This is a genomic window from Citricoccus muralis (genome assembly GCF_003386075.1).
In the GTDB taxonomy this organism is placed as follows: Bacteria; Actinomycetota; Actinomycetes; order Actinomycetales; family Micrococcaceae; genus Citricoccus; species Citricoccus muralis.
This window is the reverse complement of record NZ_QREH01000001.1, coordinates 1,167,554-1,193,573: the sequence shown is the minus strand read 5'-3', so window position 1 is coordinate 1,193,573 and position 26,020 is coordinate 1,167,554. Positions and strand designations below refer to the sequence as shown.

General features: G+C 67.4%; 34 protein-coding genes. 21 read left to right on the top strand and 13 right to left on the bottom strand.

Annotated features, from left to right (window positions below; genetic code table 11):
• Positions 1 to 80 precede the first annotated feature (80 nt).
• From C8E99_RS05310 to C8E99_RS05285, 6 genes are all read left to right on the top strand, one after another.
• On the top strand, positions 81 to 947 hold the full coding sequence (locus C8E99_RS05310; RefSeq protein ID WP_245952096.1) for a hypothetical protein: 867 nt from the start codon (positions 81 to 83) through the stop codon (positions 945 to 947).
• 145 nt (positions 948 to 1,092) lie between these two features.
• Positions 1,093 to 1,422, top strand: coding sequence for a hypothetical protein (locus tag C8E99_RS05305; RefSeq protein WP_115931411.1), 330 nt, complete (start codon positions 1,093 to 1,095; stop codon positions 1,420 to 1,422).
• A gap of 237 nt (positions 1,423 to 1,659) precedes the next feature.
• Complete coding sequence (locus C8E99_RS05300; RefSeq protein WP_147301180.1) at positions 1,660 to 2,238, top strand: hypothetical protein; 579 nt, start codon at positions 1,660 to 1,662, stop codon at positions 2,236 to 2,238.
• A 183-nt stretch (positions 2,239 to 2,421) separates the two neighbouring features.
• Positions 2,422 to 2,898, top strand: coding sequence for a hypothetical protein (locus C8E99_RS05295; protein WP_147301179.1), 477 nt, complete (start codon positions 2,422 to 2,424; stop codon positions 2,896 to 2,898).
• A gap of 443 nt (positions 2,899 to 3,341) precedes the next feature.
• A complete protein-coding gene (locus C8E99_RS15855) occupies positions 3,342 to 3,611 on the top strand; it encodes a hypothetical protein (protein WP_115931408.1) in 270 nt (89 codons plus the stop codon).
• 325 nt (positions 3,612 to 3,936) lie between these two features.
• On the top strand, positions 3,937 to 4,659 hold the full coding sequence (locus tag C8E99_RS05285) for an AAA family ATPase (protein ID WP_115931407.1): 723 nt from the start codon (positions 3,937 to 3,939) through the stop codon (positions 4,657 to 4,659).
• Between the two features lie 252 nt (positions 4,660 to 4,911).
• Here C8E99_RS05285 and C8E99_RS05280 read toward each other — a convergent pair whose 3' ends face one another.
• From C8E99_RS05280 to C8E99_RS05255, 6 genes are all read right to left on the bottom strand, one after another.
• Positions 4,912 to 5,460: a hypothetical protein gene (locus tag C8E99_RS05280; protein WP_147301177.1), complete on the bottom strand. Its 549-nt coding sequence runs from the start codon at positions 5,458 to 5,460 to the stop codon at positions 4,912 to 4,914.
• Positions 5,461 to 5,729: 269 nt separating this feature from the next.
• Positions 5,730 to 6,083: a hypothetical protein gene (locus tag C8E99_RS05275; protein WP_147301176.1), complete on the bottom strand. Its 354-nt coding sequence runs from the start codon at positions 6,081 to 6,083 to the stop codon at positions 5,730 to 5,732.
• Positions 6,084 to 6,109: 26 nt separating this feature from the next.
• On the bottom strand, positions 6,110 to 6,304 hold the full coding sequence (locus C8E99_RS05270; RefSeq protein WP_115931404.1) for a hypothetical protein: 195 nt from the start codon (positions 6,302 to 6,304) through the stop codon (positions 6,110 to 6,112).
• A 103-nt stretch (positions 6,305 to 6,407) separates the two neighbouring features.
• Positions 6,408 to 6,920, bottom strand: a complete 513-nt coding sequence (locus C8E99_RS05265; RefSeq protein ID WP_115931403.1) for a glycosyl-4,4'-diaponeurosporenoate acyltransferase CrtO family protein — start codon at positions 6,918 to 6,920, stop codon at positions 6,408 to 6,410.
• A gap of 563 nt (positions 6,921 to 7,483) precedes the next feature.
• Positions 7,484 to 7,927, bottom strand: coding sequence for a DUF302 domain-containing protein (locus C8E99_RS05260; protein WP_115931402.1), 444 nt, complete (start codon positions 7,925 to 7,927; stop codon positions 7,484 to 7,486).
• 57 nt (positions 7,928 to 7,984) lie between these two features.
• The gene (locus C8E99_RS05255) at positions 7,985 to 8,242 is read right to left on the bottom strand and encodes a metal-sensitive transcriptional regulator (protein WP_115931401.1); all 258 of its coding nucleotides are present in this window, start codon (positions 8,240 to 8,242) and stop codon (positions 7,985 to 7,987) included.
• Positions 8,243 to 8,434: 192 nt separating this feature from the next.
• Between C8E99_RS05255 and C8E99_RS05250 the strand changes: the two genes are divergently transcribed.
• From C8E99_RS05250 to C8E99_RS05225, 6 genes are all read left to right on the top strand, one after another.
• Entirely contained in the window at positions 8,435 to 8,731 is a 297-nt protein-coding gene (locus tag C8E99_RS05250; protein ID WP_115931400.1) for a rhodanese-like domain-containing protein, read from the top strand.
• A 51-nt stretch (positions 8,732 to 8,782) separates the two neighbouring features.
• Complete coding sequence (locus C8E99_RS05245; RefSeq protein WP_115931399.1) at positions 8,783 to 9,655, top strand: sulfite exporter TauE/SafE family protein; 873 nt, start codon at positions 8,783 to 8,785, stop codon at positions 9,653 to 9,655.
• 98 nt (positions 9,656 to 9,753) lie between these two features.
• Positions 9,754 to 10,125, top strand: coding sequence for a thioredoxin (gene trxA / locus C8E99_RS05240; protein WP_115931398.1), 372 nt, complete (start codon positions 9,754 to 9,756; stop codon positions 10,123 to 10,125).
• A 49-nt stretch (positions 10,126 to 10,174) separates the two neighbouring features.
• Positions 10,175 to 11,494, top strand: coding sequence for an MFS transporter (locus C8E99_RS05235; protein ID WP_115931397.1), 1,320 nt, complete (start codon positions 10,175 to 10,177; stop codon positions 11,492 to 11,494).
• Positions 11,491 to 12,762, top strand: coding sequence for an MFS transporter (locus tag C8E99_RS05230; protein WP_115931396.1), 1,272 nt, complete (start codon positions 11,491 to 11,493; stop codon positions 12,760 to 12,762). The genes C8E99_RS05235 and C8E99_RS05230 overlap by 4 nt, the downstream gene beginning before the upstream one ends.
• A gap of 129 nt (positions 12,763 to 12,891) precedes the next feature.
• On the top strand, positions 12,892 to 13,224 hold the full coding sequence (locus C8E99_RS05225) for a DsrE family protein (RefSeq protein WP_115933241.1): 333 nt from the start codon (positions 12,892 to 12,894) through the stop codon (positions 13,222 to 13,224).
• Between the two features lie 635 nt (positions 13,225 to 13,859).
• Here the strand turns inward: C8E99_RS05225 and C8E99_RS05215 are convergent.
• The 3 genes from C8E99_RS05215 to C8E99_RS05205 all read right to left on the bottom strand — a co-directional run bounded on the left by C8E99_RS05215 (position 13,860) and on the right by C8E99_RS05205 (position 15,948).
• On the bottom strand, positions 13,860 to 14,729 hold the full coding sequence (locus tag C8E99_RS05215) for a cytochrome c oxidase assembly protein (protein ID WP_115931395.1): 870 nt from the start codon (positions 14,727 to 14,729) through the stop codon (positions 13,860 to 13,862).
• 7 nt (positions 14,730 to 14,736) lie between these two features.
• Positions 14,737 to 15,246 (bottom strand): DUF2243 domain-containing protein, encoded by a 510-nt coding sequence (locus C8E99_RS05210; RefSeq protein ID WP_115931394.1) that lies wholly within the window; start codon positions 15,244 to 15,246, stop codon positions 14,737 to 14,739.
• 222 nt (positions 15,247 to 15,468) lie between these two features.
• Positions 15,469 to 15,948 (bottom strand): YgaP family membrane protein, encoded by a 480-nt coding sequence (locus C8E99_RS05205; RefSeq protein ID WP_211308988.1) that lies wholly within the window; start codon positions 15,946 to 15,948, stop codon positions 15,469 to 15,471.
• Positions 15,949 to 16,249: 301 nt separating this feature from the next.
• Between C8E99_RS05205 and C8E99_RS05200 the strand changes: the two genes are divergently transcribed.
• From C8E99_RS05200 to C8E99_RS05190, 3 genes are all read left to right on the top strand, one after another.
• Positions 16,250 to 17,698, top strand: a complete 1,449-nt coding sequence (locus tag C8E99_RS05200) for an MBL fold metallo-hydrolase (RefSeq protein WP_115931393.1) — start codon at positions 16,250 to 16,252, stop codon at positions 17,696 to 17,698.
• Positions 17,695 to 18,318 carry a rhodanese-like domain-containing protein gene (locus C8E99_RS05195; RefSeq protein WP_115931392.1) on the top strand — a complete coding sequence of 208 codons (624 nt, stop codon included), beginning with the start codon at positions 17,695 to 17,697 and terminating at the stop codon, positions 18,316 to 18,318. The genes C8E99_RS05200 and C8E99_RS05195 overlap by 4 nt, the downstream gene beginning before the upstream one ends.
• Before the next feature lie 166 nt (positions 18,319 to 18,484).
• Positions 18,485 to 18,664, top strand: a complete 180-nt coding sequence (locus tag C8E99_RS05190) for a hypothetical protein (RefSeq protein ID WP_115931391.1) — start codon at positions 18,485 to 18,487, stop codon at positions 18,662 to 18,664.
• Positions 18,665 to 18,734: 70 nt separating this feature from the next.
• On the opposite strand, the gene C8E99_RS05185 is transcribed toward C8E99_RS05190, so the two are convergent.
• The 3 genes from C8E99_RS05185 to C8E99_RS05175 are packed head-to-tail and all read right to left on the bottom strand — an operon-like array spanning position 18,735 to position 21,505.
• Positions 18,735 to 19,913, bottom strand: a complete 1,179-nt coding sequence (locus tag C8E99_RS05185; RefSeq protein ID WP_115931390.1) for an outer membrane protein assembly factor BamB family protein — start codon at positions 19,911 to 19,913, stop codon at positions 18,735 to 18,737.
• Entirely contained in the window at positions 19,910 to 20,767 is an 858-nt protein-coding gene (locus C8E99_RS05180) for a cytochrome c biogenesis CcdA family protein (RefSeq protein WP_115931389.1), read from the bottom strand. Before C8E99_RS05180 ends, C8E99_RS05185 begins: the two co-directional genes overlap by 4 nt.
• A gap of 6 nt (positions 20,768 to 20,773) precedes the next feature.
• Positions 20,774 to 21,505: a DsbA family protein gene (locus tag C8E99_RS05175; RefSeq protein WP_115931388.1), complete on the bottom strand. Its 732-nt coding sequence runs from the start codon at positions 21,503 to 21,505 to the stop codon at positions 20,774 to 20,776.
• Between the two features lie 98 nt (positions 21,506 to 21,603).
• Here C8E99_RS05175 and C8E99_RS05170 point away from each other — a divergent pair, with 98 nt between their 5' ends.
• The 6 genes from C8E99_RS05170 to C8E99_RS05145 all read left to right on the top strand — a co-directional run bounded on the left by C8E99_RS05170 (position 21,604) and on the right by C8E99_RS05145 (position 25,389).
• Complete coding sequence (locus C8E99_RS05170; protein WP_115931387.1) at positions 21,604 to 22,179, top strand: hypothetical protein; 576 nt, start codon at positions 21,604 to 21,606, stop codon at positions 22,177 to 22,179.
• Positions 22,176 to 22,571 (top strand): BlaI/MecI/CopY family transcriptional regulator, encoded by a 396-nt coding sequence (locus C8E99_RS05165; protein WP_115931386.1) that lies wholly within the window; start codon positions 22,176 to 22,178, stop codon positions 22,569 to 22,571. The genes C8E99_RS05170 and C8E99_RS05165 overlap by 4 nt, the downstream gene beginning before the upstream one ends.
• 20 nt (positions 22,572 to 22,591) lie before the next feature.
• Positions 22,592 to 23,548: a M56 family metallopeptidase gene (locus tag C8E99_RS05160; RefSeq protein WP_211308987.1), complete on the top strand. Its 957-nt coding sequence runs from the start codon at positions 22,592 to 22,594 to the stop codon at positions 23,546 to 23,548.
• Between the two features lie 287 nt (positions 23,549 to 23,835).
• Positions 23,836 to 24,099 carry a hypothetical protein gene (locus C8E99_RS05155; protein ID WP_115931384.1) on the top strand — a complete coding sequence of 88 codons (264 nt, stop codon included), beginning with the start codon at positions 23,836 to 23,838 and terminating at the stop codon, positions 24,097 to 24,099.
• Between the two features lie 270 nt (positions 24,100 to 24,369).
• On the top strand, positions 24,370 to 24,921 hold the full coding sequence (locus C8E99_RS05150) for a hypothetical protein (RefSeq protein ID WP_115931383.1): 552 nt from the start codon (positions 24,370 to 24,372) through the stop codon (positions 24,919 to 24,921).
• A 90-nt stretch (positions 24,922 to 25,011) separates the two neighbouring features.
• Positions 25,012 to 25,389 carry a hypothetical protein gene (locus C8E99_RS05145; RefSeq protein ID WP_115931382.1) on the top strand — a complete coding sequence of 126 codons (378 nt, stop codon included), beginning with the start codon at positions 25,012 to 25,014 and terminating at the stop codon, positions 25,387 to 25,389.
• A 68-nt stretch (positions 25,390 to 25,457) separates the two neighbouring features.
• Here C8E99_RS05145 and C8E99_RS05140 read toward each other — a convergent pair whose 3' ends face one another.
• Positions 25,458 to 26,015, bottom strand: coding sequence for a DUF4259 domain-containing protein (locus C8E99_RS05140; RefSeq protein WP_115931381.1), 558 nt, complete (start codon positions 26,013 to 26,015; stop codon positions 25,458 to 25,460).
• Positions 26,016 to 26,020: the final 5 nt, after the last annotated feature.

Sequence of the window (26,020 nt, the reverse complement as noted above, 5' to 3'; positions counted from 1 at the left end):
TGGATCCGGGCAAGGGAACGTCCCGAGTGATGCTGAAGGCCACTTTTGGTGAGGCTAGCGAGCCGCCACCGAGGCCTTCCATGACAGACCTCATCACTGCCCTGGCTGCGCTCGACGTGACCATGGCGGGCGCTGAGGTGATCGACCGTGCTTTGGCTCGAGCGGTGGATACGTCTCGTCCCTGGCAGGAACCGGACGGCGAGGACGCCCTCGCAGCGCTCCCCGAGGTGAGAAAAGCCCTTGCCCCCATCGCCCAGCACGTGATCACGTCGCCCTCTACGAAGTGGTGGTCACAGAGCCGGCAGGTCGAACAATGGACCATCGACTGGCGATCAGCAGACGATCCGGCACCATTGCCCAGAGAACCACGCCAAGCGCTGGCTGAATGGGCCCTCGGTACACGAGCTGAAGAGGTCCGCTCCGAGTGGAAAAGACTCCGAAACCCTCACGCCAACTGGTCGGGAACGTGGTGGTCCTTCCCGCAAGGGACCATTCAGTCGGTCGGGCAGATACCGCTGGGATTGAACCTCATCGAGGACTCCTTCGGCTGGGAACACGCCACAGTCATCCCCGTGCGTGGTATTGGCCGAACCTATGAGGTTCGCGCCGAGGCCGATTGGGTGGCACTGTGCCTTGAGCACCCCTTGGAGGTCACTGCATCACGGCGTCATGACTGGTTCCGTTGTACCGGGTACGACGGCAGGTGGGTGATCCCGGACTGGGAGAAGGTCGCCGAGCGGTGGGACGCGGTGCACCTGACAGCCCTGGCCTACCTCAGTAATGCCAATCGTGCACTGCACGTCGACACTGACCTTTCGACGGTCATCGCGGGGTGGAACCCCGACACCACGATCTGGCTGACAGATGCCGCACGCGAGTGGGACAACCCACGCCAGGAATGGCAACGCTCTCCCGATCAGGAGAATTGGGCGAGCACCACACACTGACCCAACTAGTCCCCTTGAGAACTGTCCGGCTGGGGATCCCCGCTGGGACTCCACTGCGAGGTCGATGTCTAATCATGCAGACTGTTCCTGGGCAGGGTACTGCTCTCCACCGAAGGTCGGGGCAACGATAAAGGACGGGGACCAGATGAGTAGAACCCGGAGAACACCGTTCGTGGGTTATCTCATGGGCGCCATCCTGGCCGTGACGTTAACGGCCTGCAGTCTTCCCGGTGACCTCAGCATCCTCAACGAGGGACCGGACGGAGTTACTGTCTTGACCGGGGATGACGAAGTCGTTCTCGATACAGGCGGCGGTGTGATCCTCCTGGATTACGGGTGCACGCCGGGTGATGTAACCGTGGAGTTCGATTCCGGCTCAGAGGTAGTGGTGCCAGGGCCGGTATGCCCAGAGCAGCAGATCGTGGTCGGTGACGGTACGGCCATGCTGCAACCCGCAGAGAGCAACGAGCAGTAGATAGCGGCTGAAACGCAAACAGCCTTGACTTCGCTCCGACCATTCCGTCCGCGGGCTGACCTTCTTCACAGGCGCGGCAAGCCAAGTCGCAATTGCCATGACTATGGTGTCGCGTCGTGGTGTGCGCGGCGTGCCCATTAAAGACAGCGCACAAGATAAACGCTAAGCGTTCTGCGGTTACCCCAGTCGCGGATCCCCAGCGGGGCACGACGGACCGTTCTACTATCGAAGGAAGCAATGACCGCTGACACCCCCTACGCAACACCAGGGGGTGGCGGAAAGGAAGGCCCCCCCATGGCTAGCAGACGGATTCGAAACACATTCCTTGGCTCCACTGCGGTGGCAGCCGCACTCTTGCTGACCGCGTGTGGTGGAGGCGAGGCAGGCACTGCGGAGCCGGGCGCCGCCTCAGCCGGCACAATCTCATCCCCGACCACCGAGCCGGCAGCAGAGACGGGACAGCAATTCGACAGCTTGGAAGCCGTATTCACGGCCGTCGATGACGAGCTGGGCTGCCCAGCAGAGGCCAGCGGGGATCACTGGTTCATGATCGAGGGAGAGCCGACCGGACTGCCCGGACGTACGTGTGGCACCAACATCCTCATCGGGTGGTCGGAAGACCCGTCTAAGACGCAAGCCGCGCTGGAGCTAGTCGGAGATGCCAATGGCGATGTCTACGCGGTGCAGGGCCCAGATTGGTTCGTCGCCGACGTCACCGATGCCGCTGAGGCAACCGACATGCAAGTAGTCGAACCACAATCGACCGACTTGGAGGCCGTGGCCGCGAACCTCGGCGCCTCATACCAAGAGCTATAGCGAATCTCCATGGACGGCTGTGGCTTGTTGAGGCGGCGGAGCAGCGCTCACCCGCTTCACCCAAAACCTCCAATCACCGGACCGGCCAGGTCCAACGACCGGCCCCATTGAAGGATCCCCGAACGGACTGGGCAGAGTAGGTTGTGTGAGCCACCAACGACGAACGACAACGGGAAGCCGGAAGTGCCTGAAACAATTGTGAACGTCCACCACAACATCGTGCAGCTTGTGGACTCCGGCCTCCCGTCATATCTATCCCCGGATCTTCTCTCTGAGAGCAAGGGGCTCATGTGTGCACTCGAGACAGGCGCCCTACTTCTCACCGGCATCGACACTGGGCCCATCCAGATATCGGTCATGAGCGCAGATACCGAGCCCGAGCTCGATCTCACCGACTGGGAAGAAGCTGTTGATGTGTCCGTAAACGTTCCACACGGCAATCTCCGCGTCGAGCCCCTGTTCGATGATGCGCCCGGCATCCCTTCTCTCACGCCCTTGGGTCCGGGTACATACCGTCTCCGCTGCTACGCAAGCGGCCGCGCCCGGCAACTGAAGCAGATTGTGGAATCATCCGAGGAAAGCTACCTCCTGATTGCGTGGCCCGCCGCGGCAAGCGATGAAAGCGTGCACCGCCTCATCGTTGACCGCATGTACGCATAGACCCTTAATCGCGCCGGAGCGGTACGACGTACCCGCATTGGCGCCGTTCAAGGATCCCCGTTGGTACGGCCCAGCGGGCCTACGCTTTGCCGGTGATTTCAATTCTCCGTCAGCACTCAACACATGTTCATCCACTACGGCGTCAGCAATCCTGAAAACATGGTTACTACCAAGCTGAGCACCGCCGCCTGCGCCTAGACTGATGTCTCCCTCGCGAGGTCACGGCGATGCAACCTTTCCCATGGCAACGGATATCGCGGGATCAGTGAAAGGAGATGAAGATGCCAGTTCGAACAGAACCTTCGAATCTCGACAGAGAGCGACGTCATCGCCGGTTCCCAACTGTTGCCTGGATAGCTGGCATAGCTGTGATCGCGGCGTTGGCCGGCGCAGTTGCCTGGTTATGGGGGGCGGGATCGCCGCGACCTGATCTTGACAGTTTGATGCGATCAGAGATCACCCAAGACATATCGCCCCAGCTCGTAACGGACACGGTTTGTCCCGGACTGAACTGCACAAGCGCATGGGATACGAGCGTCGGCCGTTTCGTCCAGTTCGTGCACGAGGGTGATGTCGAGTACTGGCAGCAAGTGCTGGGGGACGATTCTCGCCGCAACGGCAACATCCTGCTGGACATGTCGGAGCACGACCTTGACCGCGACGAGACCAAGCAGGCGGTTGACACGTTGTTTCTGAACCGGGATTGGAAGTAGTCAGCTCAACGCTTCTCGCTCTGGTTTGCACGTGAGGGCTCTCAATGCCTCTATCCGGTCAGCGAGGCACTGCCCAACTGTCGGCACGGATACCAAGACGAGTGGTCAGAGGCTCGGCGGCACGAGCCGACAGTCTCAAACGCCGCTGGTCAACGCCAGCGGCGGTCCCGGTGCGGGATCACCAACGGACAACTGGCGCGCCATTGAAAGTTGGTGGACGTGACGGCGAGGGGTAGGTACCCGGGCTTCCATCGCAGGGGAATCTCTCGTCGCTCGGATTGCAGATCATCTGCGCGCCGCCCAGCTGATCTGTGATGCTGGAGCTATGAATCTGTCTCGTCTGCCGGTGCGGCAGGTACGCCGGCATCTGAGCGCTGAACTTGACCGCAGTGCGTGGCCCGGGACGCTGGCACCCGTTCGGCAGCTGTGGGATGAGGGGGTGGAAATGGGATCGGCCACCGTTCTGGTGGGAGAGAACGGCTCGGGAAAATCCACCATCGTCGAAGCCATCGCCAGCGCCTACGGGCTCTCTGTCGAAGGCGGATCCACGGGTGCCGAGCATTCGACTCGTCGGAGTGAGTCTTCACTGGACGATCAGTTGCATCTGATCCGGAATCCCGGCGCCAGTCGTCGGGGGTACTTCTTGCGCGCCGAGACGATGCACGGATTCTTCACGTATCTCGAAATGAACCCCGGCACCTCCCGGATAGATCTTCCGTTCCACGAGATGTCACACGGGGAATCGTTCCTTGACCTAGTCCGCGATCGGTTCCGCGGACCCGGACTGTGGGTGATGGATGAGCCCGAATCAGCCTTGTCTTTTACCGGGTGTCTGCAGTTGCTCTCCGTATTGTTGGACCGCCTGGCCAACGGTGAAAGTCAAGTGCTACTGGCCACGCATTCCCCGCTGCTGGCCTCCCTGCCGGGCGCTCGGGTTCTAGAAGTCGGTCCATGGGGACTGCGCTCGGTGGTGTGGGAGGACCTCGAACTTGTGCATCATTGGCGGCGCTTCCTCGAGGATCCAGGCCGGTACCACCGTCACCTGTAACCCCTGCGAGTCCTGGAGATCAGTACTCGATGTCGCGGAAGGAATCGAAATCGCCACGGTAACGTTTCCGGGCCGCATGGCCAGGTCGGCGTCAGTGATAAGTGTCCGGTAAAGGATCCTTCACCGGACACACTCAATGCCGGGTTCACTGTGAGTGGGAGAAGACGCCCACACGAGGCGTCGTTCTGAATGCCGGCGCGGTCGTTAGGGCGATCTTGAGCATCTGGAGAGGGCGGGTTGCGTGCGTCGTGGTCAATAGTGTGGCGTCCATCGGTCGACACGCGCGCGGGGAAGGGCCGGTGCATGTACGGCGATCGCCCCGATGAGGCCGAGGACGAATCCCAGCAGGCCTAGCCCGATGAGGCCCGTTCCAAGTTCCTCAGGGGCGCGTCCGACCGAGGCAGCTACCGTGGCGAGCAAAGCGACCAGAAATCCGTACCCGGCCGAGAGTACTGCCACCACGATGCCCTTTTCCAGGTCATGCCAGTGGCCTGCCTGGGTATGTTCACGGGTGAGGAGCCGGCTGATTCCGAAGGCAAGGGCTGCTGCCAGCAGGCTGACCAGGGCCAGCGGCCAGTGGGGCGCGTACGTCAGAGTTCCCTGGCCATCGACGTGGGAGACCCAGACTTTTGGCAGCCACGGCAGCGTGAGCATGTAGAGGGTTGCAGCCAGGATGCAGGACGTCAACGGCGCTGTAATGGTGAGCCGGTGCGTACGGCGCTGTTCGCTAGAGTCCATGTAGCGATCGGGGTCGGGAACGGGTCCACGTTTGGTGCCGCTGGGACCTGTCGGATTGCTCACCGGTGCTCCTCCTGCGCTGGTCTCAGGGATCTCCGAAGTCCCCGGTCGCTTGTCACCATAGTGCCTCGTGGCTCCGCGTCTTCGGGGACTCGTTGTGGTCCTTGGCCTCGACACATGATGGTCGTTGTCGAACAGCTCGGGATGCCGGCATCCACCATGTGCCCTGCACCTGTGTCACTGGGGGATCGGCTACCGGGGCAGTGTTGGTATCACCCCTCGGGCGTCGTGCAGGTCGCCTCTGAACTCAGTTGTCTCGGCTTCCGCCAAGTCTATTGCCCTCCAGCCGAGTCTTTCAGGTCGAATTGCCGCGGGTAAAGCAACAGTGAGGCGACCCCGCCCCCAAGAGCTCCTGCGGCGAGCATGAGGAAGCCAGAAACCGGTATGGCACCCGCCAGGATCATAAGCACGCTCATCAGCAGCCCCGGAGTGGCGGCCGCCGTGACGATACGTGCATCGAAGACCCTGGTCGCCAGCCTCGATCCTCGGCGGGCTGCGTGAACACGCAGATAGATCCCCGCGCACAGGGCGGACATGGCTCCGTAGCCGAGGGCAATCCACGCCGACTCCGCCACGAACGGCTGACGCCACCCGGCAGAGAACACGAACAGCACAGCGGCGGTCACCAGCCCACCGACCACCAGCGCCCTGATCACGGCCTGTCTCGCTCGCGCTGCCGTCTGGAAGCGCTGGGCTCTGCTCCGGTCTGGTCGGACGTCGCGGCCACCCGGCGCCGGGCGGCGGCCAGAATGCCATCACGGACGCCGGCGCGAATAACGCCGTACAGCAGGTAGAAGAAGATCGCGGTGAAGACGGCGTAAAGCACCAAGTTGTTAAGGTTCCCCATGATCAGAGCCTATCGAGATCCACTCCAGCGCTCGGAGTCCGGGCATCAGCGTCGTTCATTTGGGGATCAGCTACCGAGACAGGGTGGGTTAGTTAAGCGTGTCTCATGCACGGCTTGGCACGGCTTGGATGCGCGAGCGTAGGAGCCGCTGGAGCAGGGTCGGGTACAGGTGAAAAGGAACCCCGAGCCCTATTAGCCACAACGCGCCCGCCCACGATTCTGTCGCCAGTACGACGAATGCGAGGACTGCGGTGATGAGCAGGCAAACGCTGTGACCGATTTCGGAGCGCCGAGTGTGCTGATCGAGCCCCTCGAGGCCCCGCCGCGTGCCGTCGAACCCGCGTTCCCTTGTAATGATTCTGTTCCAACCGATGACATCAAGCAGGTTCCCAAACAACCGGACGCCCAGTGCCGAATATAGCCGTGGCTCCCAAGATCTGACGCGCAGCAATTCGTGATCCGGAATCTGGACCCCGGGTCGGACGACCGACGGTACCCACGCCATGAGGATGAAGTGAGTAACCCACGCGAAGGCGAACCCCGTAGGGCCGATGAATACCCACGCCCCGGCGATGCCTCCAGCCGCGATTGCTGTCGCTAGCAGTGCGACCGTCATGACACGCAGTGAATCAGGAAGAGGGCCATACCGCCAGGCTATCTAGACACCGCCCGACGAAGGTGTACCGCTGGCTGCTCCGATAGACGATCCCCTTATGGACGCGAACCCCAGCCCGTATAACGCTCGGCCGACCTATTTGAACGGGTGCCACAAACCTTCCCTTTACGGGATCCTGCTCAGTGACCGATCTGGGGCCCTTTGTCGATTTCAGAAGGCGGCGACACGGAAGTCAGGAGTGGCCTGCACTAATTTCCTAGGTGAGGCCACGGTTGCCATTAGCGGACGATCCCTCGGTCAGTCCCATGTCGGCCTGAGTTGTTTCATGTGGATGGCGGTGCACGCCGCTGTGTGAGCACCCGCCCTTCAAGCGTTCTCTGCAGGCAGGTTCACCACCGGGTATGCCCGTCCCGCAGGAGTGTCCAGCGACATGGTGTGCTGTGGACGGACGTGTCCAGTCCAGGACGCGTCGTGGTGCCAGGCAATGGCCGGGTCCACACCGCCGCCTGCGCGGCATCCGGGCACTGGCGGTAAGGCGACGGGCGTAGGGGCGCCCGTCAGGTTCAGTGGACCGGGTCGGAGTCCGGGCGTGCGGGGCCTTTGTGGCCGAGGCTGGCCAGGGCGGCGCGCAGGCGGGTGTCGGCGTCGTCGGCGACCTCGCGGACCTGGGGGCTGTCGCTGAGGCGGACCATGGTCTGCGGGTCGATGGCCTCGATGAGGGTGTGCTGGTCATCGGACCCGCGGCGGACCACGACGTTGCAGGGCAGCAGGGCGCCGAGCTGGGGTTCAGCGGCCAGTGCGCGGCGGGCCAGGGCCGGGTTGCAGGCCCCGAGAATCACGTAGTCGCCGAGGTCTGCGGCGGCCTCGGGGCCGAGCTTGGCGGTAAACGTGGCGGTAATGTCGGCCTCGGTGAGGACGCCGAAGCCCTGCTCGGCCAGGGCCTGACGGGTGCGTTCCACGGCCTGCTCGTAGGGCAGGGGGACGGTGATCGAGTGGGTATAGGCCATTCTGTGCTCCTTCGTGAACGATGAGGGGTGTTCTCAGCCTGCCCGAGACAGGGCCGTTCAGGCCAGGGAAAGGAAGAGCTTCTCCAGGTCCTTCTTGTCCAGGTTCTCTTCCGGGTTGGCCAGGCACTGCTCGAGTCCGCTGGCGATGATGGCGAAGCCGGCGCGATCCAGGGCCTTGGACACCGCCGAGAGCTGGGTGACGACGTCCTTGCAATCGCGGCCCTCCTCGAGCATCCGCACCACGGCGGAGAGCTGGCCTTGGGCGCGCCTGAGGCGGTTGAGCACGGGAGTCATCTCGGTGGCATCCAGTTGCATGGCGGTCTCCTAAGAACGGGGGTGCTATTCACTCTATACCCCCCGGGGTGTCTTGCATACCCCTAGGGGTATCGTGCATACTGAGTCGAGACAGGCTCTGCCTGTGACCGGACCCCCGCTGGACAGCCCGGCTTTGGCCTAAGCGCCACGGATCCGCCCCCTTTGATGTCCCCGATACGTTGAGGAGTAGACATGCCCGAGATCACCATTGCCGAGGCCGATGAGCGCCGGGCCCAGGACCAGATTCTGGATGTGCGCGAGGATTTCGAGGTCGCCGAGGGGATGATCCCCGGCGCCCTGCACATTCCCATGGGCCAGCTCGGTTCCCGGCTGCAGGAGCTGGACCGGTCCCGCCCGGTGATCGTGGTGTGCCGCAGCGGCAATCGCAGCGCCCGGGTGGCCGAGGCGCTCAATCAGGCCGGCTACACCGCCGACACCATGACCGGCGGGATGGTCGCCTGGCAGGGCGCCGGTCTGCCGGCCCACTGAGCCCGGCCCCCGACCGATGACTGCTGACCGCCGACTGACAAGGACGCTGCCATGACGCTCACCCTTCTTCTGACCCTGCTGCTCTCGGTGCTGATCGGGCTCTCCCTGGGCCTGCTCGGCGGCGGCGGATCGATCCTGACCGTGCCGATCCTGACCTATGTCGCCGGCCTGGATCCCAAGGAGGCGATCGCCGCGTCCCTGTTCGTCGTCGGAGTCACCTCCGCCTTCAGCGCCATCACCCACGCCCGCAACCAGCGGGTCAAGTGGCGCACGGGGCTGATCTTCGGTGCCGCCGGCATGGCCGGAGCCTTCGGTGGCGGCCTCCTGGGCGGATACATCCCCGGTACCGTCCTGATGATCGCATTCGCCCTGATGATGGTGGCCACCTCGGTGGCCATGATCCGTGGCCGCAAGAACAAGGCCGCGACGACCCACGAGGGTGAACTGCCGATCCTCAAGGTCCTGGCCGAGGGCCTGGTCGTCGGTTTGGTAACCGGCCTGGTCGGCGCCGGAGGTGGCTTCCTCGTCGTGCCCGCCCTGGCCCTGCTGGGCGGGTTGTCCATGCCCGTGGCCGTGGGCACCTCCCTGGTAGTGATCGCGATGAAGTCCTTCGCCGGACTGGCCGGATACCTGACCACCGTGTCCCTGGACTGGATGCTAATCGGGGCCGTGACCGCCGCCGCGATCGCCGGCTCGGTGATCGGGGCCCGGCTGGCCGGGCGGATCCCGGAGGCCGCCCTGCGTAAGGGCTTCGGGGTGTTCGTGCTCATCATGGGCGTCTTCGTCCTGGTCCAGGAACTGCCCGGCGCCGCCGGAGTGGTCGTCGGGGCGGTCGCCGCCCTGGCGGCCGTGGCCGCCGCCGTGTGCTGGTTCGCCGTGCCCAGCTGCCCGATCCGCACCGCCGGCACCACTAACCCCACCTGAGCGTCCTCCTCCCCTTCCTGTTCCCGCTCCACCCCTTCCTGTTCCCGTCGGTCTACACCGACCGCAGACGACCGATCATCACTGACAAGGAGACCCCCATGGCCACCATCGACCTCACCGACCAGGACTTCGCCGGCACCATCCAGGAAAATGACATTGTGCTCGTGGACTTCTGGGCGGGCTGGTGCGGGCCCTGCCGCCGGTTCGCCCCCACCTACGAGGCCGCCTCGGCCCAGCACCCCGACGTGGTCTTCGCCAAGGTCGACACCGAGGCCGAGCAGGCCCTGGCTGACGCTGCGGGCATCAGCTCCATCCCCACCCTGATGGCCTTCCGCGAGGGCGTGCTGGTCTTCTCCCAGCCCGGCGCCTTGCCGGCGCCTGCCCTCGAACAGGTCATCACCGCCGTGAAGGACCTGGACATGGTCCATGCCCAGGCGGCCGCCCAGTCCGACCGGACCGAGCAGGCCTGACCGACACCGACCGGACCGTCACTGCCCACGATAGGGAGAGTACGGCTGCGTGAGGACTCCTAGCGCTACGGGGCGCCGCCCGGACCCCCGGCCCGTGCTGGGCCTGCGGCAGAACCTGGCCCAGTTCACCCTGTTGGTGGCCGTCAATGCCCTGGTCGGCGGGACGCTCGGACAAGAGCGGACGGTGCTGCCGCTACTGGCCACCGACGTGTTCGGCCTGGAGCTGTACACCAGTTCGCTGACCTACATCCTGGCCTTCGGGGTGGCCAAGGCCGCCACCAACTACCTGGCCGGCACGCTCAGTGACCGCTACGGGCGCAAGCCGGTGCTGGTGGCCGGTTGGCTGATCGCCCTGCCGGTGCCGGTGCTGCTGATCTACGGGCCGTCCTGGGACTGGATCGTGGCCGCCAACGTGTTGCTGGGCATCAGCCAGGGGTTGACCTGGTCCACGACCGTGGTGATGAAGATGGACCTGGTCGGCCCGCATCGCCGCGGGGCAGCCATGGGCCTGAACGAGGCCGCCGGCTACCTCGGGGTCGCCGCCACGGCCATGGCCACCGGCTATCTGGCCGCCGAGTACGGGTTGCGTCCGGCCCCGTTCCTGCTCGGCGCGGCCTACATCGGACTCGGGCTGGGACTGTCCGTGCTCACCGTGCGTGAGACCCGGGACCACGCCCGCCTGGAGGCCGCCGGTCACGCCGGTGCCCGTCCCGAAGCCCACGCGGGCCTGAGCAGCGCCCAGGTCTTCACCCTGACCAGCTTCCGCGACCGATCCCTGTCCTCGGTCAGCCAGGCGGGGATGGTCAACAATCTTAACGACGGGCTGGCCTGGGGGCTGTTCCCGGTGCTGTTCGCCGCGGCCGGGTTGTCACTGGGCCAGATCGGGATCCTCGCCGCGGCCTATCCGGCCGTGTGGGGTGCCGGCCAGCTGGCCACCGGTGCCCTGTCGGACCGGTGGGGCCGCAAGGGGTTCATCGTGGCCGGGATGCTCACCCAGGCCCTGGCCCTGGCCCTGATCGCAGTCGGCTCCGGATTCGGGGCATGGTTGGTGGCCATGGTGCTGCTCGGGGTGGGAACGGCGATGGCCTACCCCACCCTGCTGGCCGCCATCGGCGACGTCGCCCACCCGGCCTGGCGGGCCCGGTCGGTGGGCATCTACCGGCTGTGGCGTGACGGGGGCTTCGCCGCCGGCGCCGTGATCGCCGGCCTGGTCGCCGACGCCTTCGGTATCCCCACCGCGGTCACCGTCGTCGCCGCCCTGACCGCGGCCTCCGGCGCCTTGGTCGCCGTGCGCATGCGGGGGCGCGACCACACCCCCGGACTTTCCCTGCCCGCCGCCACCCGCCATCTCAGGAGCCCTCGCCCATGACCACCACCGTCCCGGATCTGCACGCCGTCCAATCCCGGACCGTGCGCACCCTGTCGATCGCGCAGGTCTTCTCCGGACTGGGCAACGGCTCGACCCTGGCCCTGGGTTCGATCCTGGCCGTGGACCTGGCCGGCTCCGAGGCCTGGGCCGGGGCCGTGAACACCGCCCTGACCCTGGGCACCGCCGCCACCGCGATCCCGCTATCGCAATTGGCCCTGGCGCGCGGACGCCGGGCGGCCCTGACCACTGGACTGGGTGCCGCCATCATCGGGGCCGGGCTGATGGTCGCCGCCGTCCTCACCACCGGGTTTCCCCTGCTGCTGGCCGGAGCCTTCCTCGTCGGACTGGGCTCAGCGGTCAACCTGCAGGCCCGCTTCGCGGTCACCGACCTGGCCGTCCCGGCCCGCCGCGGCCGGGACCTGTCCCTGGTGGTCTGGGCGATCACCATCGGCGCGGTCGCCGGGCCGAACATGGTCGGCCCCGGAGCCGTGCTGGCCGGCTGGCTGGGTATCCCCGCCCAGGCCGGCCCGTTCGTGATCTCCGCGGCCGGCATGGTCCTGGGGGTCGGCATCATCGCGGTGTTCCTGCGCCCGGACCCGCTGCTGACACGCCGCGCCCTGGATGGCAACGCCAACGAGCACTCCGGGCCCACCGGTGGCAAGAACCCGTGGCGGGCCGGTTGGCAGATCCTGCGTGCCCATCCCACCGCGGCCGCGGCGGTGACCGCCGTGGTCGCCGCCCACGCGGTGATGGTCGCGGTGATGTCCATGACCCCGCTGCACATGCAGCACCAGGCCGGTGCCACGGCCGGGCACCTGGACACCATCGCGCTGATCGGGTTCACCATCTCTCTGCACATCGCCGGCATGTACGCCCTGTCCCCGGTGATGGGATGGCTCACCGACCGCCTCGGTCCCACACCCACCGTGCTGACCGGCATGGGCACCCTCATCACCGCCGTCGCCCTGACCGGACTGGCGCCGGGGCACATGGGGGCGGTCACCGCCGGACTGGTCCTGCTGGGGCTGGGTTGGTCCGCAGTCACCGTGGCCGGCTCCACCCTGTTGGTGTCCTCCCTGGCCCCGGCCCAGCGGGTCCCGGCCCAGGGCTTCTCCGACGCCACCATGTCCCTGGCCGGGGCCGCCGGCGCCGCGGCCGCCGGACCGGCCATGGGCCTGATCGGCTACCCGGGCGTCAGCGCCCTGGCCGCGCTATTGGTCATCGCCGCCACGCTGGTCCTGCTCCGCCTGAACCGCGCGACTCGCTAAGACCGCAGCCGGCCCCGGACCGGCGGGCAGCTCGTCGAGGTCCACCTGGGGTATGCCGCGACACCTAAGGTGAGATCAGCCCGCGTTCACCGCCCGATCGCCAGCTCACGCCCATAGCGAAGGAGTGCCATGCATCGCACCGTCGTGCACCTCAACGAAGCCGGTCCATCGAAGATCCAGGCCGTGCTGCAGAACCTCACCAACCTCTACACGGCCCTGGGCCCCGATCTGCGGGTGGAACTGGTGGCCCACGGCCCCGGCATCGCCGTTGCCACCGACCCGGCCGGCGAGCTGCTGACCGGCCTGCTGGAGTCCGGTCTGCAGCTGTGTGTCTGCCAGAACACCCTCACCACCCGCGGCCTCACGCCAGAGAGGATCCACCCGCAAGCCACCGTCGTGCCCTCCGGAGTGGCCCAGCTGGTGATCCGCCAGAGCGAGGGGTGGTCCTACCTGCACCCGTGAACCGGGCCCCATGACTCCGTCATCGGCGCCCTCCGTGTGCATCAATGCAATGAGCCAATCCCGTAGGACGACTGGTGGTGCCCGTGCCGACTTCCGGCCCGCACCGGCGCCGGGACGGGAGAACCAGTGGCTGGTGCGCCCCCGGGTGGAGGCGAGCACCGGAGGCAGCATCCGGTCGGCGATCATGCCGGTGGTCACCGAGAAGACTGCCTTGCGCAGCACGTCCACGGCCTGCTCGGTAGCGGGCCAGGTGGCCGGCGGGGCGCCCACCGCGGTGGCATTCTCGACGGTCTGGTCAAAGCCCAGCCGCACGATGGGGTGCCAGGCATTGGTGTAGGCGCCGCGGATCCCGGTGACTGCCCAGATCCCGCGCAGCGCCCCGAGGGTGGCCGCGGTGGAATAGTGCATCAGGTGGTTCCACACCACCGGCCGGCACGTGTCGCCGGGGTGCTGGCCGAGCAGGGTCAGCAGGGCCCGGGCCGGGGACGTAGGAGTTCGGATGGTGGGTGATGGCCTGTTCGATCTTCTCTCCCACCACCATCACCGCTCCTCCGGCCAGGCCGGCGGCGGCACCGGTGCCGGCTGCCCGCAGGATGCCGCTGAGTCGTGATGACATGGTCGTTCCTCCGTCTCATTCAGGGTTCTCGGTCCACCTGGAGATCCCGGGTGCTCTGGACTCCGGGTGGAACATCGACTGCGGCTTTGGGTCGGGTCGCGGAGTACCACCCGGCGAAGAGCAGCACGATCAGCACCACGTCCACGGCATCCCCGCCGTAGTACATCAGCTGCGCCCCGGCCTGGCCGTCCGCGACCTCGACTCCGACCGGCGGGTGGGCGTAGAGCCAATTGGCCAGGATCGAGTGCGAGGCGATGAAGGGAATCAGCACCGCTGAGCGCACCGGGACCGAGGCGCGGTGCGGGTCCGGGTCCACCCCCACCAGGGAGGCCGTGAAGAGGTAGCCGGCCACCAGGATGTGGGCGTGCACCAGCCCGTACACCAGCACCGAGCCATGCATCAGTTGATACAGCTCGGTGGTGTAGAGCCCCCACAGCCCACCGGCGTTGAGCACGGCAGCGACCACCGGGTGGGTGATGACCCGAACGTAGCGGCTGCGCAACAGGCGAGTCAGGGATCGGGCCCGAATCGCCGGCAGGGCCCGCAGGGCCAGGGTAACCGGCGCACCTAGGGCGAGCAGCAGCGGGGCGAGCATCCCGAGTAGCAGGTGCCCGAGCATGTGGGCGGTGAAGCTGGTGTGAGCGGCCGCGGCGACCGGCCCGATCGCGCCGGCTCCGGCACAGGTCAGGCCGGCGTACCAGGCCTCGGTGCGGCGCACCGGCCACGGGCTACGACCCCGGGCCGCCCATCGGCAGGCCGCATATCCGACCGCGGCTGTCACCAGGGCGAGGACGACCAGGACATCAAAGAGTGCCCACCCCCAGGCCTCGGTCCCCTGGACCGGGGCGTGACCGACGCTGCCGTGGCCAATGCCGTGGTCGTGATCCATCGGATGCTCAGCCGGTGCTCCGGGCCGGCCGGGTGCGCCAGAGCATGAGGATGCCGATCAGCAATAACAGCACGGCCGAGCCGATCCATATGACGTCGTAGGGCAGCAGGTCCACGTCGTAGCGGATCTGGTGGATCCGCAGCACCTTGTGGTCGACCAGCCCGTCAAAGAGCTGGAAGAACCCGACCCCGGCGATCACCGCCCCGGTCCACTGGCGCCAGGCCACCTCGGTGCGGCGCCGGACATCGGCCAGCAGGAACAAGCCCCAAATAGTGATGAACCACCCGAAGGCGTGGAAGAACCCGTCCGCGGTCAGGGCCACCTGCGTGGTGGACAGGTCGTAGAAGTGATGCCACTGCAGGCCCAGATGGAAGATGAACAGGTCGATCATCGATGCGGCGATCCCGCACCCGAACAGGAAGCCCGAGGCTACCGTGCGCCGGTCCAGGCTGGCCCCTGTTCCCCGGCGCTCATCGGCTCCTGCGCCGTGGCCCGCACTCGTCTCAGCGGTGGACATCTACACCCCTCACTTCGGCCTCGCGGCCCATGCGGTCATTGTTGCCACCACCAGCAGGCTCCTCAACAACTCCTCGTCTCGGCCCCACACCGTCCCTCGCACTCCTTCCCGGCGCCCGCTGCTTCCGCGGCCAGACGACGGGCAGCCGCAACGGCCGTCCCACACCCTGCCCCCTGGCGGGTCAGGGCCGGATCGTATGGTTGCCGGGCGCGGCTGCCGCGCTCAGTGCGCCGCGCCGCGCAGGGCGTCCGCGGCGCCCACCTCTTCTCCGGCGTCCGGGCCCTCGGTGGGCGGGGCGAAGTCACCGCGCAGGGCCTTGAGAGTATACTTCTCCAGTTCGATCTCCTTGCGCGTGCGCACACCCAGCCGGCGGAACAGGACCACGGGCGGGCACCAGCCCTGGACGGCGTGCTGGAAGAGGAAGGGCAAGACGGTGCCGGGCAGCAGCAGCCATTTCCTGCTGACGGTCGTGCCGAGGACGGTGCCCACCAAGGCCAGGGACGAGGCGTTGAGCTCCAGGACGCGCTCGATGTCCCATTCGCGTTCCAACTCGTCGATGCGCGCGGAGAGCTCCGCCGCGGATGCCTCGGCGTAGGACTCCACGCGCTGGCTGATCTGCCGGTCCAAGCCGGTCTGGGTGCCCTGCGGGGTGACCGCCCGTACCGGGTCGGGCATCTCAATCGGCGGGTGCTGATCCGTCATCGCTGTCCTTTCGCTCGATGGTCGTCCTCCGCTGACGCGGACCCGGCGGAGGCCGTGAGGGGACCCGGGACGCAGGCCAGGACCGTGCCGGCACCGCTGCCGTCCGGGATCGCCAGGTGTCCATCACCCTACCCACCGGCTTGCCCGAGACGAACCCCCGATCCTCACCACTAGCAGGTACTGGCTCCGACGCAAACGCGTGTAGACGCACCACTTGCATACCCTGGGGGGTATGTAATACCGTAGGGGGTATCCGGTTCGCCGGTGTCCAGACTTCTACTTCCGACCCTCAGGAGGAACCATGCTGCTCGAGCGCATCTACGACGAGGACCTGGCTCAGGCCAGCTACCTCATCGGTTGCCAGGCCACCGGCGAGGCCCTCGTCGTCGACCCCCGCCGCGACATCCGCCAGTACCTGGAGCTGGCTGCGCACCACGGGATGCGGATCACCGCGGTGGCCGAGACCCATATCCATGCCGACTTCCTCTCCGGCACCCGCGAACTGGCCGCCGCCACCGGTGCCACCGCCTACGTCTCCGGCGAGGGCGGGGAGGACTGGCAGTACGGCTTCGAGGCCCAGCGCCTGCACGACGGGGACACCGTCGCCCTGGGCAACATCACCATCACCGCCCGGCACACCCCCGGCCATACCCCCGAGCACCTGTCCTACCTGGTCACCGACGGGGCCTTCACCGATGAGCCGGGGTACTACCTGACCGGGGACTTCGTGTTCTCCGGCGACGTGGGCCGCCCGGACCTGCTGGACGAGGCCGCGGGGGGCCAGGACACCCGCTTCCTCGGGGCCAAGCAGCTGTTCGCCTCGCTCAAGGACGCCTTCCTCACCCTTCCGGACCATGTGCAGGTCTACCCCGGCCATGGAGCCGGCTCGGCCTGCGGCAAGGCCCTGGGCGCGCTGCCGGCCACCACCGTGGGCTATGAGCGCAAGTACTCCTGGTGGGCGCAGTACCTGGCCAACGACGACGAGCAGGGTTTCATTGACGAACTGCTCGCCGGCCAGCCCGACGCCCATGCCTACTTCGCCCGGATGAAGCGCCAGAACAAGACCGGCCCGGCCCTGTTGGGTGAGCTGTCCGAGCTCCGGCGCCTGGAGGTCACCGAGATCGTCCGCGGCCTGGAGGCCGGAACCTTGGTGGTCGTGGACACCCGCTCCCCGGACGAGGTCCACCTGGGCACCGTGCCCGGCGCCCTGGCAGTCCCGGGTGGGGCCGCCAAGGCCGCCACCTACGGGGCCTGGGGATATGACCCCGAGGCCGAGGACACCCCGCTGGTGCTGCTGGCCCCCGATGCCGAGGCCGCCGGTGAGATCCGCGAGCACCTGGTGCGCGTCGGCGTCGACACCGTGGCCGGGTACACCCCCACTTTCGAGGGGCTGCCCCACGTCGTGCCGTCGACGGTGGCCCCGGCCGCTCTGGAGTCCTTCCTCGCCGAGCATCAGGACGCCGTGCTGGTGGACGTGCGTAACCGCACCGAGCACGCCGAGGGCCACGTCCCCGGGTCGGCACAGCTCAACGTGGGCAAGGTCATCTTCCACCCGGACCAGCTGCCGGCCAAGGACACCGGCCCGCTGGTGACCTACTGCCAGTCCGGGCTGCGCAACACCGTGGCCGCCGCCGCCCTGCGCCGGGCCGGTTACGACGTCGTCGAGCTCGAGGGCAGCTACTCCGGCTGGTCCGCCTGGAACGCCCAGCAGAACACCCCCCAGACCGAGACCGCAGGAGCCGCCCGATGACCACCACTACCGTTTCCGCGCACCAGTCTGCACCGACGGCCAACCGGACGGTGTCCCCGGTGGAGCTGCGCCGCCGGCTGGACCAGGACGAGGAACTGATGGTCCTGGACGTGCGCACGCCCGCCGAGTTCGAGACCGTGCACATCCACGGTTCCTACAACGTGCCGCTGGATCTGCTCACCGAGCACACCCAGGAACTCGCCGACCGCCTGCCCGAACACGTGGTGTTGGTCTGCCAGTCCGGCAACCGGGCCTCCCAGGCCTGCCAGAAGCTCGGCGCGTCCGGGTTCGGGGCCGCCGATGTGCTCGACGGCGGCATCTCCGCCTACGAGTCCGCCGGCGGCGACGTGGTGCGCCGCGGCGACCGGTGGGCCATGGACCGCCAGGTCCGCATGGTCGCCGGCTCTCTGGTGTTGGCCGGCACCCTCGCCGGGCAGCTGGTGCACCGCCGCTTGGGTCTGCTGGCCGGGGCGGTCGGGGCCGGACTGGCCTACTCCGCCCTCTCCGACTCCTGCGCGATGGCCTCGGTGCTGTCCCGCATGCCCTGGAACCGCGTCGAGGCGGACCCATCCCTGCGGTCCTTCTTCGAGCAGGTCCCCACCGCCCTGCAGGACCACTGAACCGCCGGTGCGGGAGGGCCCAGCACGCCCTCCCGCACCGCCCAGACCCCCGGCCGCGGAGGCACGCCCCCTCATGGCCCCGCGGCCGGGCCCACCTTCTCTATCCCACGCACTCACCCCGCCCCCTTCCCGGGGCGGGGTGAGGCGTTCTGAAAGGACATCGACCATGTGCCGTTCCGTCACCTGCCCCGTGTGCGGCAAGACCACCTGGGCCGGCTGCGGCCAGCACATCGACCAGGTCAAGCGCACCGTCCCCGCCGGGAACTGGTGCCCGGGCCATGACCGCGCCGCAGCGCCGGCCAGCACCCGGCGACCCGGTCTTCTGACCCGCCTGTTCCGGCGCTGAACGCCACCAACACCCGAGCCGTCCGCGGGACCTCCCTGTCGGAAAGGGTTGTCCGCAGTCGATCTCGCGCTCAGCCGGAGGCGCCTGGTTCCGGGACGAGGGTGGCGAGGAGGTGGCGTGGCCCCTCCGTAAACACTGCGGCACCGTCGGCGGTGATGCGTGCCGGGACGAGGATGGTTCCGGCCATGGCGGGGGTGTAGGCATCGGCCACTTCGCCGGTGATGACATTGTGCACGCGGACCGCCCCGCCTTCCCGCAGGTACACCAAGGCCCCGCCCAGCGCGGCCAGACGGGTGTCATCCGTGACGGGCAGTGACCACAGGTGCTGACCGTCCCTCGTGGCATGCAGGCCGGCCTCATCCAGAACGACGACCGTGCCAGTGCCCGGATCCACGGCCGCGTCGCGTGCCGTTTCATTCAGGATGGAGCCCTTGCGCAGGTCGATGAGCAGGCCCGGGGAGTGTTCGGCCTCCAACAGGGCAAGTCCTTCGGCAGCAGCAGCGGCCCCCGAGGGGTGGATGGCGGTCCTGACCCTGCCGTGCTCGGCCAACGGGATCTGCCAGAGTTCCTGCCCGCCGGTGGCGTTCAGCGCGGTGAGGGTGCGGTCGTCCGTGACGAGTACCGTCCCGTGGTACTCGCCGAGAACCCGCTGGCCGGAGGTGCCGGACTCCGAGGCCAGGACACGGCCGGTGGTGGGATCCAGCACCGTGCGGGTCCCTGACGTCCGCGCCGAATCATCGGATGACCGGGCGAAGACGAGCCCGGGCCCCGCGTGGGGGCCTGGAACCTCCACGGGGCCCCACACGGGGTCTCCGGTGGCCAGCTCGTAGGCCGTTGCGGTGACCTTGTCGGACGCGACGCCGGCCGGCCGGTGTACGTCCGTCAGGACGGCCAGGGCACGGCCGTCGGCGTCGGCGGTGACCGCGAATCCAGTGCTGTCCGCCGGCCGCTCCGCCACCCACCGCACCTCACCCTGCACATCGACGGCGGTGAACCGCTGCAGGTCCTCGCGAGCGGCAGGGGCCAGGAAGACACCGTCGGCGTATTGCGGGGCAACGCTCCACCCCGGGTCCACCATCCTCAGGCCCGTGAAGGGCGTGGGCGGTCGCAGCGCGCTCGTGTCGACCACGGGCAGCGGCCCATCGGCCGGATGCGGGTCCCGCACCGGCTCCGGCGCCGCACCGGCACACCCCGTCAGGGCCACCAGCACGGCCGTGAGGATGGCCAGGATGTGTGGTCCTCGGCTCACGATCCCACCCGGTGGACGCCTGCCGTGGACCGGTCGCGCCGTCGTCGCCGCGTCCACAGGATGAGCACCACGGAGGCGAGGACCAGGATGGCAAGGATGTCCACGACCGGATTGGCCAGGACCGCCGAACGCTCCTGTAACCAGGCCTGGGCATCCAGGGGCAGAAGTTCCGGCGCGGTGACCAGGCCGTTGGTGGTCCAAAACAGGACGCCGACAGCGATGAGGACCAGTCCCGTGACCACCGAGGTGGAGTGCCATTGGCGTCCGAAGACGGTGAAGGCCCTGCCGCGCAGCAGGCGCCGTCCCCGGGTGCCCAGCCGGCTCCAGAGCGCGGCGATCAGCAGCAACGGGGCCACCATGCCGGCCCCGTACACGGCCAGCAGCCCCGCCGCGGAGACCATGTCACCCCGGGTGGCGGCCAGGGTCAGCACCGCACCGAGGATCGGGCCGGCGCAGAACCCGGCGACGCCGCTGGCGGCGCCCAGCAGCAGCGTCTTGGCCCATCCGGTGGCCGTGGTCGCCCGCTCTTGCAGATTGGCCGCGCCGGGCAACAGCCGGGACGGGTCAAAACCGAACCCGAGCAGCTGGACGAGTCCCAGCAGGACCAGCAGCACCGAGGCACTGACCACGATCACCTCGCGGTGCGTGACGAAGAGCGCGCCGATGGCGCCCGCCCCGATCCCCAGGGGCACCAGCACCAGCAGCAGGCCGGCATAGAAGACCGCCCCATGGGCGAGCAGCCGGGGCCCGGCCCCCACGGTGGAGGCGAAGAACGCCGGCATCAACAGGGCCGCGCACGGGCTGAGCAGGGCCAGGACCCCGCCCAGGAAGGCACTGAGCAATCCGATGTCCATACGGCCTCACTCCGCCGCGGCCAGGGCCTGGTCGAAGGCCTCCTGGAACACCGGCGAGGGCTGGGCGCCGACGATGGGTTGGCCTCCCAGCACGAACATCGGGGTCGAGTAGGCGCCCAACCCCAGCCCCAGCTGTTCATTGGTGGCGATCTGCTCGGCCGTCTGCTCTGAGGCCATGTCCTCGGAGAACTGGTCGGGATCCAACCCGAGCTCCTCGGCCAGGGCGGTCAGCGCCTCCTCGCTCAGCTGCGCCTCGGAGCGCTTGTGCCCGCCCTCGAACAGGGCATCGTGGTACTCCCAGAAGGCGCCCTGTCGTGCGGCCGCATAGGAGGCGCGCGCGGCCCGCTCGGAGGCCGGACCGAAGACGTTGACGTCGCGCCATTCGATCCGCAGGTCACCGGCGTCCACGTGTTCCATCATCAGCGGCAGGGTCTCCTCGCTCCACCGGGCGCAGAACGGGCACTGGTAGTCCGAGAAGACCACGAGCGTCACCGGCGCGTCCACCGGGCCGGCCGCGAGCAGATCCTCGGGGTCGTGGCGTTCGGCCTCGGAGAGCTGCAGGCCCTCCACTCGGGTCGGCGCGGGCTCCGCCGGGGCCGACGGCTCGGCGGCACCGGTAGAGCCCGTACCGCCCAGGGCGGACACGATCACCGTCCCGACCAACAGGACCGCGACGGCCACCAGGACGGCGGGCACCACCCAGGTGCGCTTCTTCCTCGAATCATTCCCCGTGCTCATGTCTCGCCGACCCTTTCGTCGCTGAATCTCAGACGTCACGGTCGACTACTTTACATAGTCGACTATGATTCATAGTCATCCTCGGGCAGAATGGAGCCATGAGGTCTGCACCGCGCCAACCGACATTCGCGACCCGGTCCATCACCGAGGCAGTAAAGTCCCTGCGCACCTGGACCACGCGGCAGGTGTTGGTCGCGGTGGCGGCGGCACTGCTGGTGGGGGTCGTGCTGGGAGTGGCCACGGTGCTGATCCCGAACTCGTTCTTCACCCGCGAGATCCCGCCTGTCTGGTGGAATTATCCGGTGTGGGTCATCACCTCCGTACTGTCCGGGATGCTCGTGGCCACCTACGTGCGCGGGCGCGTCGACACCACCGACGCGGGCGCCTCGACGAGCCGCGTTAAGATGGAGGACGGCAGTGATACTGCGGAACAGCGCACGAGCCGGCTCGGTGTCGCCGGGGGCCTGCTGGCATGGTTCGCCGTGGGATGCCCGGTGTGCAACAAGCTTGCCCTGCTAGCACTGGGCTACTCCGGGGCCATCACCTGGTTCGCCCCCATCCAGCCGTACCTGGCGATCGGCGCCCTGCTGCTGACCGGCATCGCCCTGCTGGGCCGACTCCGCGGACAGTTCGCCTGCCCAGTCCCTACCCCGAGGATGGAGACCGCCCGATGACCACGCCTGGACTCGCAGCAGAACCACCCCGCCTGGGTGCCCTGGAAGCACAAGTGATGGACGCGCTCTGGGATCACGGTCCCGGCACCATCAGGGACATCATCAACCGGCTGTCTCACGACCCGGCCTACACCACGATCGCCACCGTGCTCCGCAACCTCGACGGCAAGAAGCTGGTCACCGCCCTGCGGCAGGGCCACTCCACGCGCTACGAGGCGAGGATCCCCCGGGAGGAGCATGTCGCCTCCGTGATGAGGCACGCCCTGGAATCCAGCCGCGACCGTACCGCATCCATGCTGCACTTCATCGACACGATCCCTCCCACCGACCTCGACCTGCTGCGCAACTACCTGCGTGCGCGCACGGATGGAGCGGACGGAGGGGGGCGGTGATCGCGGAGAGTCTCACCGTAATGCTGGTCCTCGCACTGACCGTCTCGGCGCTGGCCGGCCCGTGGGTGCTCAGACGGGCTGCTCCCGCCCTGGTCCGCGCACCCCGGACCTCCGCGGCGCTACTCACTGGCAGCGTTGTCAGCTGGGTCATCACCGCTCTCGCCCTCGGGCCACTGCTGGCGTGGATCACCTCCGGCCCGGTGCTCTTACCCGGCAGCGCCGCCGACGTCTGCCAGCGCTGCCTCGCCGCCGCCAACCCGTTCCCCACCGCAACCATCGACACCGGGATTCCCGCTGCGGTGTTGCTGGCCCTGTCTGCACTGGGTGCTGCCGGCCTTGCCATCATGGTCGGCGCCGAGGCCCACCGGCAACGCCGGGCGACCACGCGCACCGCGCACCGGCTGCGAGTCTGGGCCGAGCCCCGACAGGTCCTCGGTCACAGCGTGCTCGTCATCGACGACTCCCGACCGTTCGCCCTGACACTCCCGCGGCGCCACGGCGGAATCTTCATCTCCAAGGGGGCGTTACGAGCCCTGACCCGCGATGAACTCGCCGCAGTCCTGGCCCACGAACATGCCCACCTGTATCAGCGCCACCACCTGATCACCACCACCGTGGCCAGCATCTGCCGGCCCCTGCGCTGGCTGCCAATAATGGCCGCCGTCGAGGACGCGCTCGGGCACTACCTCGAGATCGCCGCCGACGACGCCGCCCGCCGCCGCGTCGGAACCCCCGCCTTGGCCAGCGCCCTGCTCACCCTCGGCGAGCACGCCCACCACGCTGGGCATGAGGCACCCCTCGACGGGGCCTTGCACGCCCTCGGTCCCGACCGGATCCGCCATCTCGTGCAACCGCACACCGGACCGGCCGGATTGCTCGCCGCGCTCACGACCACCTCCTACCTGGCCACGCTCGTCCTACTGGCCACGATCGTGTACCTGCCCTACCTCGGTGCCGCCCTGTCCGGATGCGCCTGACCAACTCCAGCGAAAGGCAATCAACAAGCCTGTGGATTTCGGGGATAAATGGCGGTCATCTGTGGTGGCGGCTCCGACCATGGGCTCAGGCATGTCCGCTAGACGATCCGCAAGTGGCATAGCCAGTGGCCTTGGCTGCGGTTATGTGCCCACGACTTCTGAAGATGTCGGCAAAGCGTCATTGGGCAAAGTGGGATATTGAGTCATAGCATCTTGCCAGCACGCAGTGGTTCACTCAGGTAAGCGGCGGGCTCGATTCGAAGCCAACCTGAAGGAGAAGGTCGAGCATGACGACAAAGACGACGGGGTCAACGGTGTTGATCCTCCTCGGCGTCGGGCTAATCGTCTTGGCGCCGATACTTGCTGTCGTTGACTACAACTATTGGGGCGGGAACGAGCTACTCCCGGACGGGACGCTATCACTCCCTGGATGGATCCTCACGATGTTCTACGGCGGTTCGGCTGTGTTCATCATCGGGGTTGTTTGGAAACTCGCTACCAAGCGCGGTCATCCTAAAACTGTGAAGAGATCGATAACTGTGTCCAGGTAGCACCCAGCTGTAGCCCCCCAAACTGGAGACTTCGACGGCCCTTCCCGCGCCAGTTAGATGGATATGCAGTGTGGACATCATTCAAGAAGTCAGGAAGCCGTCAGATAGACACGGCCTCCCGAGGCAATCACTCGGACCTGGCACCACTCGGTGGTCTCGAAGTCAGCTTGTAAGGACCGTCCGGATATGGATCGTCAACCGGGATACCGTTTCCTCGATGGGTCCTAGTCCGGGGTCGCGTGGGAACGTCGTGTTTCCAGAAGAGAGAGTATGAGCGAGTCCTACTGGTTGAGGCGCAAGAAGGAGATCGTCTTCCAGGAGGTCTCCTGGGCGCCCTTTGAGGACGATTCCCTGGGGTGGGTCCGGGGCATCGACGCCGACGATGATCCCCTGGGGCCCATCCCGCCGGGCAAGGACTTCTCTCGCCTGAAGTCCATCACCGCGCAGTGGTCCGAGGACCTAATTCCGTGGTTGTCTCTGCCCAGCCTGAAGCACGTGATGGTGTGGCGGCCGACGGCCGCGACTCTGGAAGCCCTGGACGGCACCGCGCTGACAGAACTCCGACTGCAGCAACCCCGAACCATGCCGACCGCGCAACATTGGCCGCGGATGCCTCAGTTGAAGAACCTGATGCTGTACGGGTGGAAGACCGTCGATCTCACCGACGCCGACTTTCCCGCCCTGACGTACCTAACGATCAACGACGCCAGGGTTCTCACTCACCTGAACATGCCCGCCCAGCAGACCACCCTGAAACGGGTCTGGATCGACAATATCCGTCAGGTCTCGGTGCCCGCCGACGTCTGGGACGTTCCGGCCTAGGAGGTCAGCGCCGACGGCAAGCCGGCCAGCAACCCCTGGCTACTGGAAGCCATCTGGCTGCAACCCGACGCCCCCCGCCGCGCCGGGGAGGTGACCTTCTTCGACGCGGCCATCGGCCGCGCCCTCACATTGGATGCCTCGGTGGTGACCAGCATCGAGATTCCCGACGACGACAGCCCCCTCACGCTCTGGGCCGACTGCCCCACCCTGACTGTGGCAGGTCCCCTTGCTGAGCTGGGCCACGCCTCCACGGGCCCGTTCTGGACCGAGCTGCTCCGGCGGCGCCACCCCCAACTGGCCGACCGCCTGCACCTGGCGCCCACCCGGGACCGGTTCATCGCCACCGGCCCGGACTGGTCGATCCAGGCCACCCGCGCGATCCTGGAACTGCTCATGGCCCAAGAGAAGGCCCTGACCGGCGCCATCCACGCCCTGCAGGCCACCGGCGTGGACCTGGCGACACCCTAGGCTGCGGGACCCCTTCCGACGGTCGACCCGTGTTGACGCGTACACGCGTCAACACGGGTCCGCGTCGGTCAGCTCCGGGCCGAGCGCCAGCGCCCGACCGCGGCCACGAACTCCTCGGCCTGGTCCTCCTCGGCCCACAGCTCGAAAAGCTCATTGCCCTGGGGCTGCTGCATCCGCTCCAGCACCTGGTCAGCTTTGACGGCGAGCCGATCCGGCAGCGAATCCGTGGTGCGCGGCCAGGACGAGAAGTCCCCTGTGTCCTCGTCGTCGAGCATCTGAGGGTTCCGCCATGCCACCACGAGGGCGGCGGCCGCCAAGCCGATCTCCCCATCGATGGAGTCGACGCCGCCGCCCCCTAGCGCGGCGTCCAAGGCCTCCTCGAGGATCGGGGTCACCTCGCCCACGGTGTGGGCGTCGTCGAACTCGAACAAGAAGTCCCCAGCGCCATCATTGCCGAAAATTGAAACGTCCCAGGCACCCATGCGGATGTACTCCTCTGTCTGCGGGTCGTCCCCGGTCTGGACGACCCCTGCTGCGATTGTGGCATGCAGGCTCAGGACCGATTCGTAGTCGAACGGCCAACGCCTGTCCTGGCCCGCAGACAGGTCTACCAGGGCCGGAAGCATGCCGG

What these genes read in the sequence shown, in the direction of transcription:
- C8E99_RS05310 (WP_245952096.1), top strand. Translation starts at nt 81, where the DNA reads ATGACAGACCTCATCACTGCCCTGGCTGCGCTCGACGTGACCATGGCG.
- C8E99_RS05305 (WP_115931411.1), top strand. Translation starts at nt 1,093, where the DNA reads ATGAGTAGAACCCGGAGAACACCGTTCGTGGGTTATCTCATGGGCGCC.
- C8E99_RS05300 (WP_147301180.1), top strand. Translation starts at nt 1,660, where the DNA reads ATGACCGCTGACACCCCCTACGCAACACCAGGGGGTGGCGGAAAGGAA.
- C8E99_RS15855 (WP_115931408.1), top strand. Translation starts at nt 3,342, where the DNA reads ATGCGATCAGAGATCACCCAAGACATATCGCCCCAGCTCGTAACGGAC.
- C8E99_RS05285 (WP_115931407.1), top strand. Translation starts at nt 3,937, where the DNA reads ATGAATCTGTCTCGTCTGCCGGTGCGGCAGGTACGCCGGCATCTGAGC.
- C8E99_RS05270 (WP_115931404.1), bottom strand. Translation starts at nt 6,304, where the DNA reads ATGGGGAACCTTAACAACTTGGTGCTTTACGCCGTCTTCACCGCGATC.
- C8E99_RS05265 (WP_115931403.1), bottom strand. Translation starts at nt 6,920, where the DNA reads ATGACGGTCGCACTGCTAGCGACAGCAATCGCGGCTGGAGGCATCGCC.
- C8E99_RS05260 (WP_115931402.1), bottom strand. Translation starts at nt 7,927, where the DNA reads ATGGCCTATACCCACTCGATCACCGTCCCCCTGCCCTACGAGCAGGCC.
- C8E99_RS05255 (WP_115931401.1), bottom strand. Translation starts at nt 8,242, where the DNA reads ATGCAACTGGATGCCACCGAGATGACTCCCGTGCTCAACCGCCTCAGG.
- C8E99_RS05250 (WP_115931400.1), top strand. Translation starts at nt 8,435, where the DNA reads ATGCCCGAGATCACCATTGCCGAGGCCGATGAGCGCCGGGCCCAGGAC.
- C8E99_RS05245 (WP_115931399.1), top strand. Translation starts at nt 8,783, where the DNA reads ATGACGCTCACCCTTCTTCTGACCCTGCTGCTCTCGGTGCTGATCGGG.
- trxA (WP_115931398.1), top strand. Translation starts at nt 9,754, where the DNA reads ATGGCCACCATCGACCTCACCGACCAGGACTTCGCCGGCACCATCCAG.
- C8E99_RS05230 (WP_115931396.1), top strand. Translation starts at nt 11,491, where the DNA reads ATGACCACCACCGTCCCGGATCTGCACGCCGTCCAATCCCGGACCGTG.
- C8E99_RS05225 (WP_115933241.1), top strand. Translation starts at nt 12,892, where the DNA reads ATGCATCGCACCGTCGTGCACCTCAACGAAGCCGGTCCATCGAAGATC.
- C8E99_RS05215 (WP_115931395.1), bottom strand. Translation starts at nt 14,729, where the DNA reads ATGGATCACGACCACGGCATTGGCCACGGCAGCGTCGGTCACGCCCCG.
- C8E99_RS05210 (WP_115931394.1), bottom strand. Translation starts at nt 15,246, where the DNA reads ATGTCCACCGCTGAGACGAGTGCGGGCCACGGCGCAGGAGCCGATGAG.
- C8E99_RS05205 (WP_211308988.1), bottom strand. Translation starts at nt 15,948, where the DNA reads ATGACGGATCAGCACCCGCCGATTGAGATGCCCGACCCGGTACGGGCG.
- C8E99_RS05200 (WP_115931393.1), top strand. Translation starts at nt 16,250, where the DNA reads ATGCTGCTCGAGCGCATCTACGACGAGGACCTGGCTCAGGCCAGCTAC.
- C8E99_RS05195 (WP_115931392.1), top strand. Translation starts at nt 17,695, where the DNA reads ATGACCACCACTACCGTTTCCGCGCACCAGTCTGCACCGACGGCCAAC.
- C8E99_RS05190 (WP_115931391.1), top strand. Translation starts at nt 18,485, where the DNA reads ATGTGCCGTTCCGTCACCTGCCCCGTGTGCGGCAAGACCACCTGGGCC.
- C8E99_RS05180 (WP_115931389.1), bottom strand. Translation starts at nt 20,767, where the DNA reads ATGGACATCGGATTGCTCAGTGCCTTCCTGGGCGGGGTCCTGGCCCTG.
- C8E99_RS05175 (WP_115931388.1), bottom strand. Translation starts at nt 21,505, where the DNA reads ATGAGCACGGGGAATGATTCGAGGAAGAAGCGCACCTGGGTGGTGCCC.
- C8E99_RS05170 (WP_115931387.1), top strand. Translation starts at nt 21,604, where the DNA reads ATGAGGTCTGCACCGCGCCAACCGACATTCGCGACCCGGTCCATCACC.
- C8E99_RS05165 (WP_115931386.1), top strand. Translation starts at nt 22,176, where the DNA reads ATGACCACGCCTGGACTCGCAGCAGAACCACCCCGCCTGGGTGCCCTG.
- C8E99_RS05160 (WP_211308987.1), top strand. Translation starts at nt 22,592, where the DNA reads ATGCTGGTCCTCGCACTGACCGTCTCGGCGCTGGCCGGCCCGTGGGTG.
- C8E99_RS05155 (WP_115931384.1), top strand. Translation starts at nt 23,836, where the DNA reads ATGACGACAAAGACGACGGGGTCAACGGTGTTGATCCTCCTCGGCGTC.
- C8E99_RS05150 (WP_115931383.1), top strand. Translation starts at nt 24,370, where the DNA reads ATGAGCGAGTCCTACTGGTTGAGGCGCAAGAAGGAGATCGTCTTCCAG.
- C8E99_RS05140 (WP_115931381.1), bottom strand. Translation starts at nt 26,015, where the DNA reads ATGCTTCCGGCCCTGGTAGACCTGTCTGCGGGCCAGGACAGGCGTTGG.